At 63.9% G+C, this 19,223-nt stretch carries 24 protein-coding genes; 10 read left to right on the top strand and 14 right to left on the bottom strand.

Features of this window, described 5'->3' with window-relative positions; genetic code table 11:
- Window positions 1-2 precede the first annotated feature (2 nt).
- The 8 genes from ACVWWD_RS03315 to ACVWWD_RS03280 form a co-directional block, all read right to left on the bottom strand.
- Entirely contained in the window at window positions 3-617 is a 615-nt protein-coding gene (locus ACVWWD_RS03315; RefSeq protein ID WP_352546675.1) for a LysE family translocator, read from the bottom strand.
- A 94-nt stretch (window positions 618-711) separates the two neighbouring features.
- Window positions 712-2,157, bottom strand: coding sequence for an amidase (locus ACVWWD_RS03310; protein WP_352546676.1), 1,446 nt, complete (start codon window positions 2,155-2,157; stop codon window positions 712-714).
- Window position 2,158: 1 nt separating this feature from the next.
- Window positions 2,159-3,064 (bottom strand): ribokinase, encoded by a 906-nt coding sequence (locus tag ACVWWD_RS03305; protein ID WP_457102905.1) that lies wholly within the window; start codon window positions 3,062-3,064, stop codon window positions 2,159-2,161.
- Between the two features lie 86 nt (window positions 3,065-3,150).
- Complete coding sequence (locus ACVWWD_RS03300) at window positions 3,151-3,633, bottom strand: hypothetical protein (RefSeq protein WP_023770609.1); 483 nt, start codon at window positions 3,631-3,633, stop codon at window positions 3,151-3,153.
- Entirely contained in the window at window positions 3,608-4,126 is a 519-nt protein-coding gene (locus ACVWWD_RS03295; protein ID WP_023770608.1) for a hypothetical protein, read from the bottom strand. Before ACVWWD_RS03295 ends, ACVWWD_RS03300 begins: the two co-directional genes overlap by 26 nt.
- On the bottom strand, window positions 4,093-4,485 hold the full coding sequence (locus ACVWWD_RS03290) for a hypothetical protein (RefSeq protein ID WP_023770607.1): 393 nt from the start codon (window positions 4,483-4,485) through the stop codon (window positions 4,093-4,095). The genes ACVWWD_RS03295 and ACVWWD_RS03290 overlap by 34 nt, the downstream gene beginning before the upstream one ends.
- 21 nt (window positions 4,486-4,506) lie before the next feature.
- Complete coding sequence (locus ACVWWD_RS03285) at window positions 4,507-4,977, bottom strand: hypothetical protein (protein ID WP_023770606.1); 471 nt, start codon at window positions 4,975-4,977, stop codon at window positions 4,507-4,509.
- Window positions 4,978-5,197: 220 nt separating this feature from the next.
- Window positions 5,198-6,076, bottom strand: a complete 879-nt coding sequence (locus ACVWWD_RS03280) for a bifunctional helix-turn-helix domain-containing protein/methylated-DNA--[protein]-cysteine S-methyltransferase (protein WP_352546678.1) — start codon at window positions 6,074-6,076, stop codon at window positions 5,198-5,200.
- Between the two features lie 228 nt (window positions 6,077-6,304).
- Between ACVWWD_RS03280 and ACVWWD_RS03275 the strand changes: the two genes are divergently transcribed.
- On the top strand, window positions 6,305-6,490 hold the full coding sequence (locus tag ACVWWD_RS03275; RefSeq protein WP_352546679.1) for a hypothetical protein: 186 nt from the start codon (window positions 6,305-6,307) through the stop codon (window positions 6,488-6,490).
- Between the two features lie 76 nt (window positions 6,491-6,566).
- Here the strand turns inward: ACVWWD_RS03275 and ACVWWD_RS03270 are convergent, their stop codons facing one another.
- Window positions 6,567-7,061, bottom strand: coding sequence for a DUF2244 domain-containing protein (locus ACVWWD_RS03270; protein WP_023770603.1), 495 nt, complete (start codon window positions 7,059-7,061; stop codon window positions 6,567-6,569).
- Between the two features lie 22 nt (window positions 7,062-7,083).
- On the opposite strand from ACVWWD_RS03270, the gene nth reads away from it, so the two are divergent.
- Window positions 7,084-7,896, top strand: a complete 813-nt coding sequence (nth, locus tag ACVWWD_RS03265; RefSeq protein ID WP_023793765.1) for an endonuclease III — start codon at window positions 7,084-7,086, stop codon at window positions 7,894-7,896.
- Here nth and ACVWWD_RS03260 read toward each other — a convergent pair.
- Window positions 7,884-8,339 (bottom strand): DUF2214 family protein, encoded by a 456-nt coding sequence (locus tag ACVWWD_RS03260; protein ID WP_023793768.1) that lies wholly within the window; start codon window positions 8,337-8,339, stop codon window positions 7,884-7,886. The genes nth and ACVWWD_RS03260 overlap by 13 nt on opposite strands.
- A gap of 202 nt (window positions 8,340-8,541) precedes the next feature.
- Between ACVWWD_RS03260 and ACVWWD_RS03255 the strand changes: the two genes are divergently transcribed.
- Together ACVWWD_RS03255 and ACVWWD_RS03250 are read left to right on the top strand one after the other, a co-directional pair.
- A complete protein-coding gene (locus tag ACVWWD_RS03255) occupies window positions 8,542-8,742 on the top strand; it encodes a YdeI/OmpD-associated family protein (RefSeq protein WP_352546680.1) in 201 nt (66 codons plus the stop codon).
- Window positions 8,743-8,850: 108 nt separating this feature from the next.
- Window positions 8,851-9,384 (top strand): GNAT family N-acetyltransferase, encoded by a 534-nt coding sequence (locus ACVWWD_RS03250; RefSeq protein ID WP_352546681.1) that lies wholly within the window; start codon window positions 8,851-8,853, stop codon window positions 9,382-9,384.
- 176 nt (window positions 9,385-9,560) lie between these two features.
- Here ACVWWD_RS03250 and ACVWWD_RS03245 read toward each other — a convergent pair whose 3' ends face one another.
- On the bottom strand, window positions 9,561-10,331 hold the full coding sequence (locus ACVWWD_RS03245) for an IclR family transcriptional regulator (RefSeq protein ID WP_023770598.1): 771 nt from the start codon (window positions 10,329-10,331) through the stop codon (window positions 9,561-9,563).
- A gap of 184 nt (window positions 10,332-10,515) precedes the next feature.
- On the opposite strand from ACVWWD_RS03245, the gene ACVWWD_RS03240 reads away from it, so the two are divergent.
- From ACVWWD_RS03240 to ACVWWD_RS03220, 5 genes are all read left to right on the top strand, one after another.
- A complete protein-coding gene (locus ACVWWD_RS03240) occupies window positions 10,516-11,493 on the top strand; it encodes a Bug family tripartite tricarboxylate transporter substrate binding protein (protein ID WP_023770597.1) in 978 nt (325 codons plus the stop codon).
- A gap of 129 nt (window positions 11,494-11,622) precedes the next feature.
- Window positions 11,623-12,159, top strand: coding sequence for a tripartite tricarboxylate transporter TctB family protein (locus ACVWWD_RS03235; RefSeq protein WP_352546682.1), 537 nt, complete (start codon window positions 11,623-11,625; stop codon window positions 12,157-12,159).
- Window positions 12,160-12,163: 4 nt separating this feature from the next.
- The gene (locus ACVWWD_RS03230; protein WP_023793776.1) at window positions 12,164-13,687 is read left to right on the top strand and encodes a tripartite tricarboxylate transporter permease; all 1,524 of its coding nucleotides are present in this window, start codon (window positions 12,164-12,166) and stop codon (window positions 13,685-13,687) included.
- A 15-nt stretch (window positions 13,688-13,702) separates the two neighbouring features.
- A complete protein-coding gene (locus tag ACVWWD_RS03225) occupies window positions 13,703-14,887 on the top strand; it encodes a CaiB/BaiF CoA transferase family protein (RefSeq protein ID WP_023781195.1) in 1,185 nt (394 codons plus the stop codon).
- Entirely contained in the window at window positions 14,884-15,735 is an 852-nt protein-coding gene (locus ACVWWD_RS03220; protein WP_023781196.1) for a citryl-CoA lyase, read from the top strand. The genes ACVWWD_RS03225 and ACVWWD_RS03220 overlap by 4 nt, the downstream gene beginning before the upstream one ends.
- Window positions 15,736-15,738: 3 nt before the next feature.
- Here the strand turns inward: ACVWWD_RS03220 and ACVWWD_RS03215 are convergent, their stop codons facing one another.
- Window positions 15,739-16,215, bottom strand: coding sequence for an NUDIX hydrolase (locus ACVWWD_RS03215; protein WP_023781197.1), 477 nt, complete (start codon window positions 16,213-16,215; stop codon window positions 15,739-15,741).
- A gap of 127 nt (window positions 16,216-16,342) precedes the next feature.
- Window positions 16,343-16,651, bottom strand: coding sequence for a hypothetical protein (locus tag ACVWWD_RS03210; RefSeq protein WP_023781198.1), 309 nt, complete (start codon window positions 16,649-16,651; stop codon window positions 16,343-16,345).
- A gap of 381 nt (window positions 16,652-17,032) precedes the next feature.
- Between ACVWWD_RS03210 and ACVWWD_RS03205 the strand changes: the two genes are divergently transcribed.
- Window positions 17,033-17,614: an invasion associated locus B family protein gene (locus tag ACVWWD_RS03205; protein WP_352546683.1), complete on the top strand. Its 582-nt coding sequence runs from the start codon at window positions 17,033-17,035 to the stop codon at window positions 17,612-17,614.
- A gap of 59 nt (window positions 17,615-17,673) precedes the next feature.
- On the opposite strand, the gene coaBC is transcribed toward ACVWWD_RS03205, so the two are convergent.
- Window positions 17,674-19,146 (bottom strand): bifunctional phosphopantothenoylcysteine decarboxylase/phosphopantothenate--cysteine ligase CoaBC, encoded by a 1,473-nt coding sequence (coaBC, locus tag ACVWWD_RS03200; RefSeq protein WP_352546684.1) that lies wholly within the window; start codon window positions 19,144-19,146, stop codon window positions 17,674-17,676.
- Between the last annotated feature and the right edge of the window lie 77 nt (window positions 19,147-19,223).

Genomic DNA, 19,223 nt, shown 5'->3' with positions numbered 1-19,223 from the left:
CCTTACTTTGCCTTCGAAAATGCCAACCACAGGCCGCCGCCGACCATGAAGCTGCCGCTGATCCGCGACAGGAGCTTGATGCGGCTGGCCGACAGCATGCGCCCGGCGCGGCCGGCGGCGAGCGCATAGGTCGAATCCGACATGGCGGCGAAGATCATGGCGGTCAGGCCCATGATGACGATCTGCAGTGGGTAGTTGCCGGCGGGAGATATGAACTGCGGAAAGAAGGCGCCAAAGAAGATCAGTGTCTTTGGATTGCTCAGCGCCACGGCCAAGCCCTGCAGGAAGAAGCCGCCGCGCGGTTTGCGGGCGGTTCCGTCGGCGTTCAGCGCGCCCTTCGAGCGGAACATCTGCACGCCCATCCAGATCAGGTAGGCGGCACCGATCAGCCTGACCCACTCGAACCAGTGGCCCATGCCCGAAATCAGCGTGTTGAGGCCGATGCCGACGATGGCGATCATGACTGCAAGGCCGGCTTGCGTGCCGGCGACATTGGCGAGACCGGCGCGAGTACCGTGGCGGATGCTGTTGGCGATGATCAGTGTGACCGTCGGTCCCGGCACCAGGATGATGACGATGCAGGCAAGGACATAGGCAGCGTAGAGTTCCAGCGACATGATTTTTCCTCGCAACACCGTTATCACGGCCTGTCAGGCGACAATCAATGCATGCGGCGAGGACGGGCGCAAGCCGGCACGCGCCGCCTCTGGCTCAGGCCCCTGCGGACCAGGGCAACGTCGTCTCATAGGCAGCCGCGGCCTTCAGCACGGCGAGATCGTCGCGTGGCCTGCCGATCAGCTGCATGCCCATCGGCCGGCCCCTGTCGTCGAAGCCGGCGGGAACATTGACCGCCGGGCAACCGCCCAGGGTGGCGAAGGCCGAAACCTGCATCCAGCGATGATAACTGTCCATCATCCGTCCCGCGACTTCGCGGGGCCAATGGGTGCCGACATCGAACGGAAAGACCTGTGCGGTAGGCAGCGCGATAAGGTCGAAGCGGTCGAACATCGACAGCAGCGTGCGGTACCAGGAGGTTCGGACGACCGAGGCCGCTCGTATCTCCGGCGCCGTCAACCGCATCGCGTTTTCCACTTCCCATACGGCTTCCGGCTTCAGCAGGCCACGCCTGGCGGGATCGTCATAGTGTACTTTCAAGGCGCAGCCGCTGCTGGCCTGCCGCAGCACCACGAAGGCCTGCCAGAGTGCCTCGAAATCGAAATCCGGTCGCAAGGGCTCGGTCAGGAAAGATACATCCGTGAACCGTGCGAGTGCTGCCTCGCATAAGTCGAGGATGCCGGGTTCGGTCGGCAGATGACCGCTGAGATCGCCGAGCCAGGCGATGCGGCCACCGGTCGCCGCCGTCGCGAGGCCTTCGAGGAAGGAGCCTTGCTTCTCATAGGAGAGAGGCGCCTGCGGATGGTAGCCGGCCTGCACGTCGAGCAAGAGCGCCATGTCGGCGACGTTGCGGCCCATCGGCCCCTCGACGCCCATCTGCGCGTGGAAAACCTCGAAGTCGGGACCGCTGGGCACGAGCCCCTGCGATGGCCGAAAACCGTAGATATTGTTCCAGGCCGCCGGGTTGCGCAGCGAGCCGCCGAAATCGCTGCCATCGGCGACGGGCACCATGTCGAGTGCCAGCGCCACCGCCGCTCCGCCACTCGAGCCGCCGGCGGTCAGCGCCGGATCGAAAGCGTTCAGCGTCGGTCCGAAAACATTGTTGTAGGTGTTGGAGCCGAGCCCGAATTCGGGAACGTTGGTCTTGCCGATGATGATGGCGCCGGCGTCGCGGATGCGTTCGACGAAGAAATCGTCTTCCTGCGGCACGAAATCGGCGAAGATCGGCGAGCCGAACGAGGTCCTGAGGCCGGTGGTCGAGGCAAGGTCCTTGATGGCGATGGGGAGGCCAAAGAGGGGGCTGGTTCCGTCCGTCCGCCTGATATCGGCGGCATCGGCCTCACGCAGGATGTCGGCACGGTCGCGCAACGAGACGATGGCGTTAACCATTGGATTGACCGCGTCGATGCGGTCTAGGAACGCCGTCACCACCTCGCGCACGGAGAGTTTCTTCCGGCGGATAGCATCGGCAAGCTCGACAGCCGACAGGCGGCAGATGTCGCTGGCCGCGGGCACAGCGTGTCTGGTGCGGGGACGCATCATCTCAACGGGCTTGCTGCAAGGCCTGGTCGACATCCTTGGCCAGCGGGATCGCCGGCTGGGCGCCGGGCTTGAGGCAAGCCAACGAGCCGGCGGCGCCGGCACGCGCCAATGCCTGTTCGAGCGTGAGGCCCGACGACAGGCCGGCGGCGAAATAGCCGCAAAAGGTGTCGCCGGCCCCGACCGTGTCGACCGGCGTGATCTGCAAAGCAGCGACGGTCAGGAATTCGCTCGGCGTCGCCGCCATCACGCCGTCGCCGCCGAGCGTGACGACGATGATGCGTCCAGTCTTGCTGGCATAGTCGCGGATGCGCGCCGCACGATCGCGGCCTTTCAGGGCAAGGGCTTCGCCATAGAGGTCGAATTCGGTTTCGTTCGCGACCGCATAGTCGGCCTTGCCGAGGAAGGCGGCTGCCCCGGCATGGAAAGGGGCGGTGTTGAGGACAGTGATCGCGCCGGCCGCCCTTGCTTGGTCTAGGGCCGCATCCACCGTCGCGAGCGGAATTTCATGCTGCAGCAGCACGACGTCGCCCTTTGTCAGAAAAGCCTTGGAGAGGTCGCCGGGCACCACGGAAGCGTTGGCGCCGGGCACGACGGCGATGATGTTTTCGCCGTCATCGCCGACCATGATCAGCGCCGTGCCGGTCGAGGCGAAGGTTTCTCCCACGCCCGACAGGTCGACCTTGGCCTCGCGCAGCAAAGCCAGTGCCTCCGGTGCGAAATTGTCCTTGCCGACGGCGCCGACCATCCGCACCTGAGCCCCGGCACGCGCGGCGGCGAGTGCCTGGTTGGCGCCCTTTCCGCCGGGGGCCGTCTTGAAGCTGGAACCGCTCACCGTCTCACCGGGGCTCGGCAAGCGATCGACATTGGCGATAAGGTCGAGGTTGATCGAACCGACTACGATAATCAAGAAATGCCTCCTACTGATGCGCGGAAGCTATCCTGCCGAGCCCTGCGATGCCAGACCACGCGAATGGTCCAGCGTGATTTGCCGCCTCACTCGCATCGCACGGTGACGATGCCCTGATAGTTGCCGGCGGGAAAGATACCGCTCGACTTGGTGGCGGTGAGGTCGATCTGCATGGCGTGGGTGCCGTTGGCGACCCTTTGCGGCACGCTTCCGTTGTTGTCGACCCCCGAGCCATCGAGGCGGAAGACCGAGGCGAAGGTCACGTTGGTGCCGCCGCCGCTCGGCGCGGACGAGAATGCCGCAGGCGCCGGTGCTGAAACCGAATAGCAGTCCAGCAAGTTGAGCAGCGAGCACAGAAAGGAACTTGCCACCACGGTGGCGCTGGCGCTTGATCCGCCTGCCTGCTTGGAACCCAGTATGCCGATGGCCGGATTTGCGGTCATGGTGCCCGATGCCCCGACGATGATGGTGCAGGTGCCGATGATCGCAGCCTGCGCCGGAAGGCAGCAGCCGGCGAGCGCGGCCATCGCGAGCAGCGCGCGGTTATTTCCTCTTCTTTTTCTTGCCATCGCCGCTTCCGGTCCTGATGCTCCAGCCTTCGTTGGCCCATCCGGGTGATGCGGCCACGGGCGTGGGAGCGCTAGCTGCCACGCTCGCAGTCGGCCCGTCACCGCCGAGGCCCATCTTGAGGAGCTTCAGCTCCAGCTGCAGGCGCTCGACCTCAAGCTCGTAGAGGCGGCTGCAATCGACGCGCTTCGGCGTACGCCCGATCGGAATCACCACACGGCCGTAGGTGGCGATGTCGTTGTTCGCCTGATTGTTGCCTCTGATGACGCCAAGGTCGAGATAGGCACCGGTGCCCGATACGGCCGAGCGACAGGTGGTTCCGTCGGAAGCGTGGACCTCATCCTGCCCTTGAGGCAAGGTCACGCCGGGCAGGTTGAAGCCGCTCTCATTCTGATTGAGGTTGTAGACATCCTCGGCCAAAACCGGCGAGATCCCTGCCCAGATTGCCGCAAACGCGACTGTCAGGACTTGCGGTGCCCAAAAAACTTTCCGCATATCTGTGCCCTTATCTGCGTCTGTTGATTGGGAAAGGGGATGCTCTCGGTACAGATACGCACTTTACGCTCGGCAGCGCCGCCGAAGGGCACGACCACGAGGACAGGACGGGACGCCTGCGAGCCCAGTTGGAAAACGCTCGGAGAGATCTTGGCGTCCACTGGCTGAAAATTCTGATCGTAGACGTGGATTTCGACCTTGATCTTCTGGCCGTAGGGATTGGCGGGAAACACGCGGACCGCGAAGGCGTCGGTGAAACTGTTGACCTCACCCCGCATCGGCGACATCGACTGGGCGCTGGCGGCAATGGCCGGCAGGCCGACGGCCAGCGCCGTTGCCAGGACTCGTGCATGTTTCAAGGACCCCTCCTTCGCGACGGCCTATTCGCAGCGCAGTGTTACCGTTGCCTGATAGTTTCCGGTGGCGAAGCGGTTGCTGCCGCCCTTGGTGCCGGCGAGATGGACCGAGACAAGGTCGGCGCCGGGGACAGTGAGGGCGGTGGTGGCCCCCGTTTCAGCGGTCGTGTGAGCGCCGCTGGCCGAATAGGTGGGTGTCCAGGTGGTGGCCGTGCTGTCCGCGGCGGGCACAGTGGTGAGGGTCACCGGATCGACGCTAAGTGAAACACCCCCCGTGGTGGTGAGCGTGACTGTTCCAGCCGAACCGCCGCTGTTGTGGGAGCTCAGCGACTGAAGGTCCGCGCTCACCGTCATCGTGCCGTTGGTGCCGACAACGAGCGTACAGGTCGCGGTGATGGTGCCATTGAAAATGACATTCTGCGTTGTGGCCATCGCCGCGTGGTCCAGGCACATGACCAGCAAGGCTGCACCAAACACGGTGCGGAACAACTTCATCGAGATCCTCCTATTAAGTCGGATCGCCCGAATTAATATGGATCATCATCGCTTTATCGTGGTTAATTTAGCGTAAACTCAAATAAGGATTTGAAAGAACGCGGTGAAGAAACCGGCGGTTGTCCAAGGTTGTATCCAGAAGTTCCAAATTCATGCGCAATAATACTGCGTATTCCAAATATTGGTATATTCTATGCGACGGAAAGCAAAAATCGACATTTCACGACGAAATCTGCCCCGCCTCCCAGCCGAGGATGGCGCGCTTGCGGGTCAGGCCCCAGTGATAGCCGGTGAGATCGCCTGATTTGCCGATGGCGCGGTGGCAAGGCACCACGAAGGAGAGCGGGTTGGCGCCGTTGGCGGCGCCGACCGCGCGGCTGGCGCTCGGCGCACCAATGCTGGCCGCGATCGAGGAATAGGTACGGGCCTTGCCCATCGGAATCTGGAGCAGCGCCTCCCAGACGCGGACCTGGAAGTCGGTCCCGATCATGACGACATGAAGCGGCTGATCGGCGCGCCAGAGCGTCGGCTCGAAGATGCGCGCGGCATAGGGCCCTGTCGCTTCCCTGTCGTCGACATAGAGCGCGTTCGGCCAGCGGCCGGACATGTCGGCAAAAGCGGTGCGTTCCTCGCCGGCGTCGCAGAAGGCGAGGCCGGCAAGCCCGCGGTCGGTGGCCATGATCAGGGCAGTGCCGAACGGGGAGCTGTGATAGCCGTAGCGGATGGTGAGGCCAGCGCCGCGCGTCTTGTAGTCGCCCGGTGACATCGCCTCATGGGTGACGAACAGGTCGTGCAGCCTGCCGGGGCCGGACATGCCCAGTTCGAAGGAGGTTTCGAGCAGAGGCATTCCTGAATCGAGCAGCCTGCGCGCATGGTCCAGCGTCACCGCCTGCAGGAAGGCCTTGGGCGAAAGGCCGGCCCAGCGGGTGAAGAGTTTTTGCAAGCCGGTCGGCGTCTCGCCGACCTCCTCGGCCAGTTCTTCCAGCGATGGCTGGTCGCGATAGTCGAGGCTGATCTTTTCGATGGCGCGGCGCACGATTTCGTAGTCGCTGCCCTCAGGCGTGATGTCCTTCTTGAGGACTGCCGTGTGTGTGCTCATGGACCTGTCTCCTTGGGCTGGAATATCGCCCCTTGGGGCGCGGATCGCCACCCGAAACTTGCCTTCTTGCAGCCCTTGCCCAGATAGACCCGGGGTTCGAGCGGATCCGCTGCTTGGGTTCATTTCGCGGACCCGGCGGCGAACTGGTCTTCGACGCCTATAGCCGTTTCGGCCTGACGCTGCTTCGTCTCAATCCGACGATCAAGGCGACGGGCGCGCCAAGGTCCATTGGCGATCGACGACCCGCACGAACTGGAACGGGCGGTTCCGAAGCTGCGGTTCAGCGAGGGCATCTCGGCCTACAAGCCTGAGCACGCTGCCCGAATGGGCTGGTCCGCCAAGCTGTTCGTTCGCCTTTGGAAATACGTTCCGGCGCTGCGCAAGATCGGCAGGCTGCTGCGGTATCGCTTCTGAAGCACAGTGTTAGTCGCGAACCGCCCTATCTGTTTGTTTCCACGCAATTCCCAACGGAAATTTCCTGGAATTGCCTTTAGCGCGCCTTGGCGGTCGCCAGCGCGCGCGAGAAGGCGGTGGCGAAGCTCTCGCGCGAATCGGGGTCGAGGAAGCCGCCGATCGGCACGTTCTGTCCTTGTGCTTCCACGGTCATTTTGGTGATGCCGATCTCGGCGTGCCGGGCGATCGAAAACCGTACCCAGAACGGATTGAAGCGATGCGCTTCCGACTTTCCCGAGGGGGCCGTCTTGCGAATGTCGAGGCTGGTGCGCGAGACCGACACTTCCTCGCGGGCGCGTGCAGCCCGGTAATTGACGCGGAAGGCGATGTAGACGGCCACCACGTCGAGGCCGAAGAAGCCGAACACCGGCCAGGCACCGCGCGACAGGAAAAACGCACCCGTCACCAGCCAGCCGAACATCAGTGCGCCCATCAGGATCAGGAAGCCCGTCCTGCCCAGCGACCGGTGCGGGGTCAGCAATGCATGAAAGAAGGGCTCGTCAGCCTGAAACGAGGCGTTTGTGTCACTCATGACAGACTATTATAGGAGGGAAATGGCGCGTCCCAAGTCCAATGAGTCTTCCATGCCCGAAAAAGAGCTGCCGGCCGGACGGCGTGATGGGTCCAATGCCAAGCCGCGCCCTCGGCCGCTGCGGCGCTCGTCCCGCTACAGCCCGGCCGAAGTGCATGAGATTTTCCGGCGTTTTTCGGTACAGCGGCCGGAGCCGAGGGGCGAACTCGAACACGTCAATGCCTTCACGCTGCTGGTGGCGGTGGTGCTTTCGGCGCAAGCGACCGATGCGGGTGTCAACAAAGCGACGCGGGCTCTGTTCAAGGTTGCCGACACGCCGCAAAAGATGCTGGCGCTCGGTGAAACCAAGGTCGGCGACTATATCAGGACCATCGGTCTCTGGCGCAACAAGGCCAAGAACGTCATCGCCCTATCGCAGGCGCTGATCAGCGACCATGGCGGCGAGGTGCCGGATGACCGCGATGAACTGGTCAAGTTGCCCGGTGTCGGGCGCAAGACCGCCAATGTCGTGCTCAACATGGCCTTCGGCCAGCATACGATGGCGGTCGACACGCATATCTTGCGCATCGGCAACCGGCTTGGCCTGGCGCCGGGCAAGACGCCGGAACAGGTCGAGCAGGGGTTGTTGAAGATCATACCGGACGAGTATATGCGCCATGCGCATCACTGGCTGATCCTGCACGGCCGCTATGTCTGCAAGGCGCGCAAGCCGGATTGCCCGGCCTGCGTCATTGCCGATATTTGCAAGGCAGAGGTGAAGACGAACAGCATTCCGGCGCCCCTGGTGCCGATCGCTCCGCTTGAAACTGTCGCCGCCGAAGATCAGATGCCGTAGCCGCGCGCCATCGCCGCCGCGAACACCGGGATCAGCAGGAAGACGACGGCCTCGGCGCGGATGTAGGTCTTCACCGAAGCCAGTTCGCCCAAGGGCACGGCGAAGGATGGATCGGCGCTGGCCTGCCTGTTCCAGGAAATGAAACGGACGGTCGGGATGATCGACAGCAGACCGACGATCGCAAACGCCGTCATCTTGGCCCAGAACACCCAGTTGTGGACGTAGAACTCCCAGCCTTTGAGCCCCCAGACGAGACGGCCGATGCCGACGACGATGATGAGGGCGGCGATGATGCCGTAATGGCGGTCGATGGCGGCGAGCCGCTTCAGTGTCGCGGCGGGCAGGTCGCCACGGATCAGCACGAATTCGGCGCCGATGATCCCCGCCAGCGAGAACACCAGCAGGTGATGAACAATGGCAAGCGCAAGGTCGGTTGTATCCATGCTCGTCGCTCCACGTCGATGGTCCCAAACTCGCCTGTGAAAAGGTCGCGTTGGCAGGTGCTGAATCATCCCGCGGGGAAAATAACACCGCCGCATGGATTTCCCATAGCGGAGTCCGCACCTAGCCATAGGCAGCGTTGACGCCGAATCCTGGCAGGTTACGTTCGCAGACGTGACCGGATTGAAACGAGCCGTGAACCCGATGACCGACACGGTCCGCGCTGCCCTGGTGGAGCGCGGGCTGACGACCGCCTATGAGGCTAGGCCGGACTATCGGAGGAACGACTATCTGGGCTGGATCCGCCGCGCCAAGCGTCCGGACACCAGGCGAAAGCGGCTCGACCAGATGCTGGATGAATTGCAGCGTGGTGGTGTCTACATGAATATGGTTTGGCACGGCTGAAGTTCTCTTCGATCAACTAGGCCTCCCTGGATGATGGCGCGTATCGCCCTGGCCCTTGCACCGCACCAGCGATTTGCTAAGCGCTGACGATCAGCGAGGCATATCGTCATGAAAAATCCGCACGGCGTTCCGGTCATCGAGACCGAGCGAACCATTCTAAGGGCGCACCAACTGGAGGATTTCGATGCCTATACCGCCATGTGGGCCGCCCCCGTCGTCACCCGCTTCATCGGCGGCAAGCCGCGCACGCGTGAGGAAAGCTGGATGCGCTTCCTGCGCCATGCCGGCCTGTGGTCGCTGCTTGGCTACGGCTTCTGGGCCATCGAGGAGAAAGCGACCGGCCGCTTCGTCGGTGAGGCCGGTTTCCACGATCTGAAGCGCGACATGGAGCCGTCGATCGAAGGCATCCCAGAGGCGGGGTGGGCGCTCGCCCCGGCCGCGCACGGCGCCGGCCTTGCCACGGAGATCGTCAGCCGCGTGCATGGCTGGGGCGACGAGACGTTCGGACGTGCCAGAACCGTCTGCATCATCGATCCCGAAAATACGGCTTCGCTGAACGTCGCCAGGAAGTGCGGCTATACCGAGCTGACGCAGACCCTCTATCACGATGCGCCGACCATCCTGTTGGAGCGGCTGCCCTGAGCGGTGTCAGGCGAGGCGGAGGGCGCCGACAACCAACCGGCCAGGCGCTACAAACGCGCAATTCCGGACGGAAAACCGCTGCACACCTGACCTGCCGCGGCCGGCCTTGAGCCGCAGCTTCCCTACAAGGGCGGCGAACGGAAGTTGGAGGTCTTCCGACGCCATAATGGCGGGAGCTAGGGCCAAGCCTCCGTCGCGAGGCTCACCTGATCCAGCATGGAGGCATCCCCGCCGAAGGCGCGAGTGGCGCGGGCCGCCGCCTCAAGCAGCGGGCGCTTCATGCGCCCAAGGAAGGCAGCGTCGACGCGCGTGCTTGGACCAGCCAGCGTCAAGGCGCCAAGCAGCACGTGGCCCGGCCCAAAAACCGGTGCCGAGACGCCTGCCGTTTCGTGGTCCCGGTCACCCACAGCGAGACAATTGAACGTTTTACGGATGGTTTCGTAGGGTTCGCCCTGCTGTCCCGAAAACGCCGCCAGCACGCGCCCGCCCGAGCCGGCCAGCAGAGGCAATACGTCGCCTTCGCGTATCGTGTAGCGGATCGGATGCTTGGATTCGACCCGATAAAGACAGGTGCGCACGTCTCCCGAGCGGACGTAGAAGGCAACACTCTCCCAACTTCGTTCGGAGAGATCGCGCATGATCGGCAACAGGATGTCCGCCGCCACCACCGAACGCTGGTAAAGCGCGCCAAGCCGAAAGGCGGCGGGTCCGACGCGATAGCGCCCATCGTCCAGGCGCTCGAGCAGTTGCCCGCGCAACAGCGAATTGGCGAGCCGCAGTATCGTACTTTTGTAAAGCCCAGTGCGCATCGCGATTTCAGCAAGACTTAGCGAGCGGTCGGCCGTGCTGAAGGCATCGAGGATGGCGATCGCCCGGTCGAGTGCCGCAACACCTTCGACGGAGGTGCGCCGGATTTCGGCATCAGCCGAGTTGCCTTGTAAGTCCATTGCGGTTCCCAATCCGGAGAAGCCCGAGCGGAACCACTCTGTCGCGCCACCGCACCGTTCTGTCCAGAAGAATGTCGTTCCTGTTGACGGAACAAGGTAAAATCTGCTTGAACTTGATCACGGGTCTGTGAACAGGCGCGTTTTGGCAGGCACCGGAGGAGGTGTCGTGATCTGGAGGAATCCCATGCTGAACAGACGCAGATTTTTGATGAGCACGGTGGCGGCTGGCGCGGCCGGGCTGGTGGCATCGCATTTCTCACCCGCCTTCGCCGAAGGTGCACCTCAAGTCCAAATCTTCGTGCCGGCAGCGCCCGGCGGCGGCTGGGACCAGACGGCGCGCACGATGGATCAGGTGCTGCGCGGCGAGAAGCTCATCTCCGGCTCCCAGATCACCAATGTCGGTGGCGCCGGCGGCACGGTAGGGCTGCCGCAGTTCATCAATCAGTGGAGCGGCAAAGGCAATTCGCTCATGGTCGCGGGCATGGTCATGGTGGGGGCTATCATCGCCAACAAGGCAGCCAACAACCTGACCCAAGTCACGCCCATCGCTCGTCTCACCGGTGAGTTCGAGGCCTTGGTGGTGCCGGCTGACTCGCCGTTCAAGACGGCCGCCGATTTCGTCGCGGCGCTCAAGGCCGACCCGACGAAGGTTCCTGTCGCGGGCGGCTCGGCCGGTGGCTCCGACCACATCCTGTTCGGCCTGATCGCCAAGACGGTTGGCGTTCCGGCTCCCAGCCTCTCCTATGTACCGTTCGCGGGGGGCGGCGAAGCTCTGTCGGCATTGCTCGGCAACCAGGTGGCGGCCGGCATTTCCGGCTTCGGCGAGTTCTCCGAGCAAGTCAAGGCGGGCGCGCTCAGGCTGCTCGCCATTTCGGCCGACAAGCGCCAGGACGGCATCGACGCGCCGACGCTGAAGGAAGCCGGCATCGATGTGGAACTGTTCAACTGGCGCGGCGTCTTCGCGCCGCCCGGCATTTCCGACGCCGACAAGGCGGCGATGATCACGCTGGTCGAAACCATGGCCAAGAGCGATGCATGGGCGACCGAATGCAAGAACCGCAACTGGACGTCCATCCTGCTCACCGGCGACGATTACGCGAAATTCGTCACCGAGGATTCGGCTCGCATCGAGGCCATCCTCAAAGATCTCGGTCTCGCCTGATTTTCCCCAAGGGACGGCGCGAGCCGTCCCACATTCTTCAATTGCAGCCGGCCGCAGGGAGGCGATCGGTACTAGAGGGCACGGCGAAGGTTGGCCGCGGTCTCGGCCATCCATAGCGGGAGGACATTCATGAGCACCATCAACCAGCAGGCGGCGCCCTCGCGGCTGGCCGTGCCGGAATTGCTGATCGGCGTCGGCCTCCTGGCCTGCGCCGGGGCCGTGGCCTGGCAGACGCTGGCGATCCCGATCTCGCCGCTCTATTCCAAGGTTGGTCCGACCGTCTTTCCCTATCTCACCATGGTCGGACTGGTTGTGCTTTCCCTGGCACTCATCCTCGCCGCGCTTCGCGGCGGCTGGCAGCCGGAGGAGGAAAAGGAAACGCCGACCGACTGGAAGGCGATGGGCTTCGTCGTCATCGGTCTGCTGGCCAATCTTGTGCTCATCCAGCCGCTCGGCTTCACGGCCGCATCGGTCATCATGTTCGTTCTGGTCTGTTACGGCTTCGGCAGCAGGCATACGCTGCGGGATGTGCTCACCGGCCTTGTGCTGGCGCTGGCTGCTTATTTCGGCTTTGCCAAGGCGCTCGGCGTCAACATCGGCGCCGGTTTTGTCGAGAACCAGCTCAACATGGTGATCGACGCGTTCACAAGCACGCTGGGAGGCTGAGACCATGGATACGCTCAGCCATCTCGCACATGGTTTCGCGGTCGCTTTCAGCCCGACCAATCTTTTGTGGTGCCTGCTCGGCACGACGCTTGGCACCGCCATCGGCGTGCTGCCTGGACTTGGGCCGGCACTGACCATCGCGCTGCTGTTGCCGATCACCTATCAGGTGGCGCCGGAGGCGTCCTTCATCCTGTTCGCCGGTATCTATTACGGCGCCATGTATGGCGGCTCGACGACGTCGATCCTGCTCAACACGCCAGGCGAGAGCGCAACCATCGTGACGGCGCTGGAAGGCAACAAGATGGCCCGCTCCGGCCGCGGCGGCGCCGCGCTCGCCACCTCCGCGATCGGCTCGTTCGTCGCCGGCACCCTTGGCACGCTCGGCGTCGCCTTCCTGGCCCCGGTCGTGGTCAAGTTCGCGCTGGCTTTTGGCCCGGCGGAGTATTTTTCGCTGATGGTGCTCGCCTTCATCACGGTTTCGGCGGTGCTTGGGTCGTCGGCGGTGCGAGGCCTGACCAGCCTGTTTGCCGGCTTTGTAATCGGGATGATCGGCGTGGATCTGCAGACGGGCCAGCCGCGCTTCACCTTCGGCATGACGGAATTGCTCGACGGCGTCGACGTCATCATCGCCGCCGTCGGTCTGTTCGCGGTTGGCGAGACGCTCTACATGGCCTCGCGCCGCTATGCCGGCAAGGACGAGATCGTGCCGCTGAAAGGCTCGCTCTACATGACGGCGGCCGAATGGGGCCGCTCATGGAAGGCTTGGCTGCGGGGAGCGGCGATCGGCTTTCCGATCGGCGCCATGCCGGCCGGCGGCGCCGAGATCCCGACCTTCCTGTCCTATGCCATCGAAAAGAAACTGTCGAAGCACAAGCAGGAGTTCGGCACGGTCGGCGCCATCGAGGGCGTTGCAGGCCCCGAAGCCGCCAACAACGCGTCCGCGGCCGGCGTGCTGGTGCCGATGCTGACGCTTGGGCTGCCGACTTCGGCGACGGCGGCGATCATGCTGTCGGCCTTCCAGAGCTACGGTATCAACCCTGGACCGCTGCTGTTGACGACACAGGCCGATCTCGTCTGGGGGCTGATCGCCAGCCTGTTCATCGCCAATGTCATCCTGGTCATCCTCAACCTGCCGCTGATCGGCCTGTGGGTGCGGCTGCTGAAGATCCCGGCGCCGCAACTTTATGCCGGGATCCTGGTGTTCGCCACTGTCGGCACCTACGGCATCTCGCAGTCGCCGATCGATCTCGTCATCCTCTATCTCCTGGGCGCCGCGGGCTTCCTGATGCGGCGATTCGATTTCCCGACCGCGCCCGTCATCATCGGCATGATCCTGGGACCGCTTGCCGAAACCCAGTTCCGACGGGCGATGACTATCTCCAACGGCGACTGGTCGGTGTTCTACAAGCATCCGCTGTCGCTGACCCTGCTGACGCTCGCCTTCATCGGCCTCGTCGGGCCGCATGTCTGGGCCTTCATCGAGCACCGGCGGCGGCGTGGTCCCGAACATGTGCCGGGCGATGCCTGAGCGATCTGAAAAGATATGACAGACCTGCTTTCCGGTATCCGCGTCCTCGACCTGACCAATGTTCTCGCCGGGCCTTACTGTGCCTATCAGCTGGCCTTGCTGGGAGCTGACGTGATCAAGGTCGAAGGGCCGCAAGGCGGCGACCTGGCGCGCCAGCTCGGCGGCTCGCCAAAGCTCAACAGCGCGGGTATGGGCGCATCGTTCCTGGCCCAGAACGCCGGCAAACGATCGGTCATGCTCGACCTCAAGAACGAGACGGATCGCGAGCGCTTCCTCGACCTGGTCGCCAGCGCCGATGCGCTGGTCGAGAATTTTCGTCCCGGCGTGATGAAACGCCTCGGGCTTGGCTACGAGATGCTGAGGGCGGTCCGCCCGGGCCTCGTCTATTGCGCGATATCGGGTTTCGGGCAGAGCGGGCCAATGCGCGACAACCCGGCCTATGACCAGATCATCCAGGGTCTTTCCGGGATCATGAGCATAACCGGCACGCCGGAAACCGCGCCGCTGCGCGTCGGCTATCCCGTCGCCGACACGCTGGGAGGCTTGGTCGGCGCGTTCTCCATCGCCGCGGCACTGGTCAGGCTGAAGACATCGGGCGAGGGGGCGTTCCTCGACGTGTCGATGCTCGAATGCACGCTTTCCGCACTTGGCTGGCCTGTTTCCAACTATCTGACGGCAGGGGTCGATCCCAAGCCGATGGGCAATGAGAACATGACGGCGGCTCCCTCCGGCGCCTTCCGCACCGGCGACGGGCTCATCAACATCGCCGCCAATAAGCAGGAGCAGTTCGTGGCGCTGTGCCGTCTGATCGGACGGCCGGAACTGGCGTCGGACCCGCGCTTTGCCGAGCGCGAAACCCGCAAGCAGAACCGCGCCGCGCTCAAGGCCGAGATCGAGGATGCTCTGGCAAGCGATCCGGCGGCAATTTGGGAAGAGACGCTCAACCGAGCCGGCGTGCCGGCGGGCCGGGTACTGACGATCCCACAAGTGCTGACCGAACCACAGGTGCTCGAACGCCAGGTGACGGCTCGTTTCGAGAATGTGGCTGGAATGGAAGGGCCGCTGACCGTCCTGCGCGGCGGTTTCATGATAGACGGCACGGCACCGTTGCCGACGCGGCCGCCGCCAGTGCTGGGCGAGCACATGGACGAGGTGTTCGCCGGTCTGCCGCCGCACGCCAAGGCAAAGGCCCTGACATGAGCGGCGTGGAGAAGAAAACAGGCCGCGCGCGCGGCGAGGAATGGTGGCAGACCGGCATCATCGAGATGAGCCCCGGTGTGATCCGGCTGCGCGGCTACGAGATCCAGGACCTGATCGGCCGCGTCAGCTTCCCGGCTGTCATCTGGCTGATGCTGCGTGGCGAATTGCCCAGCGAGGACGAGGCGGCACTGCTCGGCATTGCCTTGGGGGCGGCCGTCGACCACGGGCCACAGGCGCCGTCGATCGCCATCGCCCGCATGGCGGCCACCTGTGGCGTCGGCATCAACAGCGCCATGGCCTCGGCCATCAACGTGCTGGGCGACGTGCATGGCGGCGCCGGCGAGCAGGCGCTTTCCTTCTATGGCGATATTGCCGTGGCGCTCGATGGCGGCATGGCCCTAAACGAAGCGGTTTCGACACGTCTCGACCGGTTCTTCGGGCAGGAGAAGGGCTATGTGCCGGGGCTTGGCCATCGCTTCCATCCTGTCGATCCGCGCGCGCCGCGCCTGCTGGAACTGGTCAGAGATTTTGCCGCGCGTGGCGTGGTCAACGGCCGCTTTGCCGACATCGCCGAGGCCGTCGAGGCCGACGTAGCGCGGCGCAAGGGCAAAAAAATCCCGCTCAACATCGATGGCGCCACCGCCGTCATCTATGGCGAGCTCGGCTTTCCGCCGCCGCTGACGCGCGGGCTCTTCGTGCTGTCGCGTTCCGTCGGCATCCTGGCGCATGCCTGGGAGCAATCTCAGCAGTCCGAGCGCAACAAGGGGCCGCTGCCGCGCGAATGGCTGTGGGCCTATAGCGGTCCGCCGGCACGGCCGCTTCCCGGAGATGAGGGCGCGGACAATTGAGGCTTATGCCTGCTCGAGCGGCGTGGGCCCGGGAAGCTTCAAGGTGTTCACCAGCGTCGAGAGATCGGGCTCGTCGATGAGCATCGCGGCGTCGGCCGGCGCCAGCCAGGCCCGCTGCCGCCGCTTGGCTTCCTGCCAATCGGCAAGCTCTTCCGTCACTTCCAGCAGAAACACGACGACGTCGACGCGGACAAAGCGGTTGGCCAAGCGTTTCCAATAGGAATAGGTGCCCGCCGGCTGCTTCAGCGTCTTGCCGAGCACGCCGGCTTCCTCCAGCGCCTCGATGGTGGCTGCCTTGCGCCCGCTCTTGCCTTTCATCGGCCATCCCTTGGGCACGATGAAGCGTCTCGTGGTTCTCGATGTAACCAGCATCACCTCGATGCCGCCATGCGCGTTTACCCGGAAGGGTATCGCCGCCACCTGGCGGATCCCTTCGCCCCGCTTGGCTTGGCGTACGGCCTTTTTCTTGGTGGCTGCCATCTCAATAATCCAGTCGCTGCAATGCCCCTTAGCGTGCCGCGACGCCTTTGGAAAATCCAAACTACCGCAGGGACATCCGAAGTGCCCTATCATGTAAGTCGGCTAAATAAAAGAAGCTGCCCGTCCGTCAGCGGCAGGTGCTCACGGCGGTGTTGCCGATTATTTGCGTCTGGCAGCTCGGCCTGACCTGCGGCACGACCGGCGGCGGTTGCTGGACGATGATGCGATCCTGGGCACGATACTGCTGTTGCTGCTGCTGAAACTGCTGCCGCTGAACCCGGTTTTGCAAGGCTTGCAGATCGTTCTGCTGGATGAGTGTGTTGTTTCTGACCGCGGGATTGAGCACCTGCGCGGAAGCGGGCGTCGCAAAGCCGGCGGAAACCGCTCCAGCCAGCACCACCAATGGGAAAATCATCGATGAACGACGCGTATACATCCATCCATTCCTGCAAGAAATCTCATCACACCAGATATATAGGACGTTTGCCCGGCGATGCCATGGCGAATGCCGATCAGCCTCACGCCAACCGAGCCGCGCAAGGGCTGGTACCCGCGCGCTGGCTGCGTGTTCCGGTAAGGAAGAAGGGTCGGTTGCCGGTTTCAACTTTTTCCACCAAGGAGGGGGAGATCGAAGGCCGCTTCGCCGCGGCGGAGAATCTGCTGGCAACCCCGCATTGCACTGACGGAGGCGATCGATTCGCCGCTCTATCGGGTCGGCGCCTGCCTCGAGCTGAATTGCGGCAATGGCGTCGGCATGTCCGTCAGGTATAATGGCGCCTTCGGGAAACGGAGGCGGAGCCGGGCGGGTGAGATCTTGATGAGGAAATACGCGTATTTCGCATCAGTGCTGGGTGCTGCCTGCATCGCAGGCCTGCCGGCCATGGCGGCGCAAACCAAGGGCGACAAGGTGACGGCAACGCCGCCCGCCGCAACTGACGCGCCGCAACTGCCGGGTGGTGCTTCGGCCTTGTCCGAAACCCATGGTGACTGGACGGTCAATTGCCAGATATCGAGCACGAACAAGGTCTGCAGCCTGTCGCATCAGCAGTTTAACAAGCGAAGCAACCAGCGGCTTTTGTCGATCGAGCTGTCGAACAAGACCGGCGAGGATGCGACCGGAACGCTCGCCCTGCCTTTCGGTCTGGCGCTTGCAAAGGGTGTCGCGCTGACCGTCGACGATCAGAAGCTCGACGGCAGCCCGCCGTTCAGCACCTGCCAGGTGATCGGCTGCCTAGTGCCAGTGGCGTTCGATGCCAATGTCACGCCGCTGCTCAAGAACGGCACCACACTCAAGATCGATGCGTTCGCGGCCGATACGGGGCAAGTCGTAAGCTTTTCCATTCCGCTCAATGGCTTCAGCGGTGCGCTTGCCCGCACGGCGGAGCTTTTGGCCAACTGACGGCTTGGCTCACCGCAAGCGACAGGGGTGTTGGCGGCCAACGCTTCCGCCGACACTTGTCAGACGACGATCGTCTTCAACCGCTCGGCGATGAGCGCGGCAAGCCGTGCCGCTACCTCGTCCTTGGTCATTTCAGGCCATTCCTCGACGCCGGCCTTCGACACGATCCGCACCCGGTTGCGATCGCTGCCCATCACGCCTGAAGAACCGATGCCGCTTTGGTGCGACACATCGTTGGCGACGATAAGATCGGCCCCTTTCTTCCTGAGCTTGGCCTCGGCGTTGCGCAAGAGATCCTGCGTCTCGGCGGCAAAGCCGACGACCAGAGCTGGTCGCTGCTCGTGGTGGCCGACACTCGCCAATATGTCGGGGTTTTCGACCATGCGCAGCACCGGCGGGCCTTCGCCCGCGACCTTCTTGATCTTCTCACCGGCTGAATTCTCGGTGCGCCAGTCGGCAACGGCGGCGACGAACACCGCGGCGTCGGCGGGCAGAAGCTGTTCCACCGCGTCGCGCATCTCCTGCGCCCGTTCGACATGGAGGGTCTTCACTCCGGTCGGATCGGCGATGGTGACGGGACCGGAGACGAGGCGCACATCGGCGCCGAGCCTTGCCAATGCCGCGGCGATGGCGTGGCCCTGCTTGCCGGACGAGCGGTTCGCGATATAGCGCACCGGGTCGATCGGCTCGTGCGTCGGGCCCGACGTGACGATGATCTTGCGTCCCGCCAGTGGCTTGGGGCCGGCATCGAGCAGCGCCTCGACCGCGGCGACGATCTCCAGCGGTTCGGCCATGCGGCCTTCGCCGGCCTCGTTGCTCTCGGCCATCTCACCCTTGGCGGGGCCGACGAAGGTGATGCCGTCCTTGCCCAAGCTCGCGCGGTTACGGCGGGTGGCGGGATGCGACCACATCCTGGGGTTCATCGCCGGGGCCATCAGGACCGGCTTGTCGGTGGCGATGAGCACGGTCGAGGCCAGATCGCTGGCATGGCCATTGGCGAGCTTGGCCATCAGGTCGGCGGTGGCGGGCGCCACCACCAGGAGGTCCGCCTCGCGCGACAGCCTGATGTGGCCGACATCGTGCTCATCCTTGCGGTCGAACAGGTCGGTGAAGGCATGGTCGGCGGAGAGCGCACCGACCGACAGCGTGGTGACGAACTCCTGCGCCGCCGATGTCATGACGACGCGTACCGCCGCGCCGCGCTCGCGCAGCCGGCGAATAAGGTCGAGCGCCTTGTAAGCGGCGATGCCGCCGCCGATGATAAGCAGGATGCGCTTGTTGGAAAGCGTGCCTCGCGGCAAGCTCTTGCCTGTCAAGGCTGACGCCCGGATCGGCGTGCCTTGCGAATTGGTGAGTTCTTGCAGGGCTTTCTCGATCTGGTCGAGACGACCAACCGGGCCCACTTGGCCGTCGACAGCGGCCCGGATCATCACCCGCGCCTGTTCTTCCATGGAGCGATTGTTTGCCGCGGCCAGGCCGCGCAGCAACTCCTTGACCTCATCGTCTAGGTTACGGATCGTGATGCTGGCCATGTGATTGCACTCTACTCATCTTGCCTGATAGCGATGATAGCAATGCAATCAAATTGCCGCAACCAGCTGGCTTGCCG

The sequence above is a fragment of the Mesorhizobium sp. URHB0026 genome (assembly GCF_054059755.1).
This window is presented reverse-complemented; position numbering and strand designations above follow the sequence as displayed.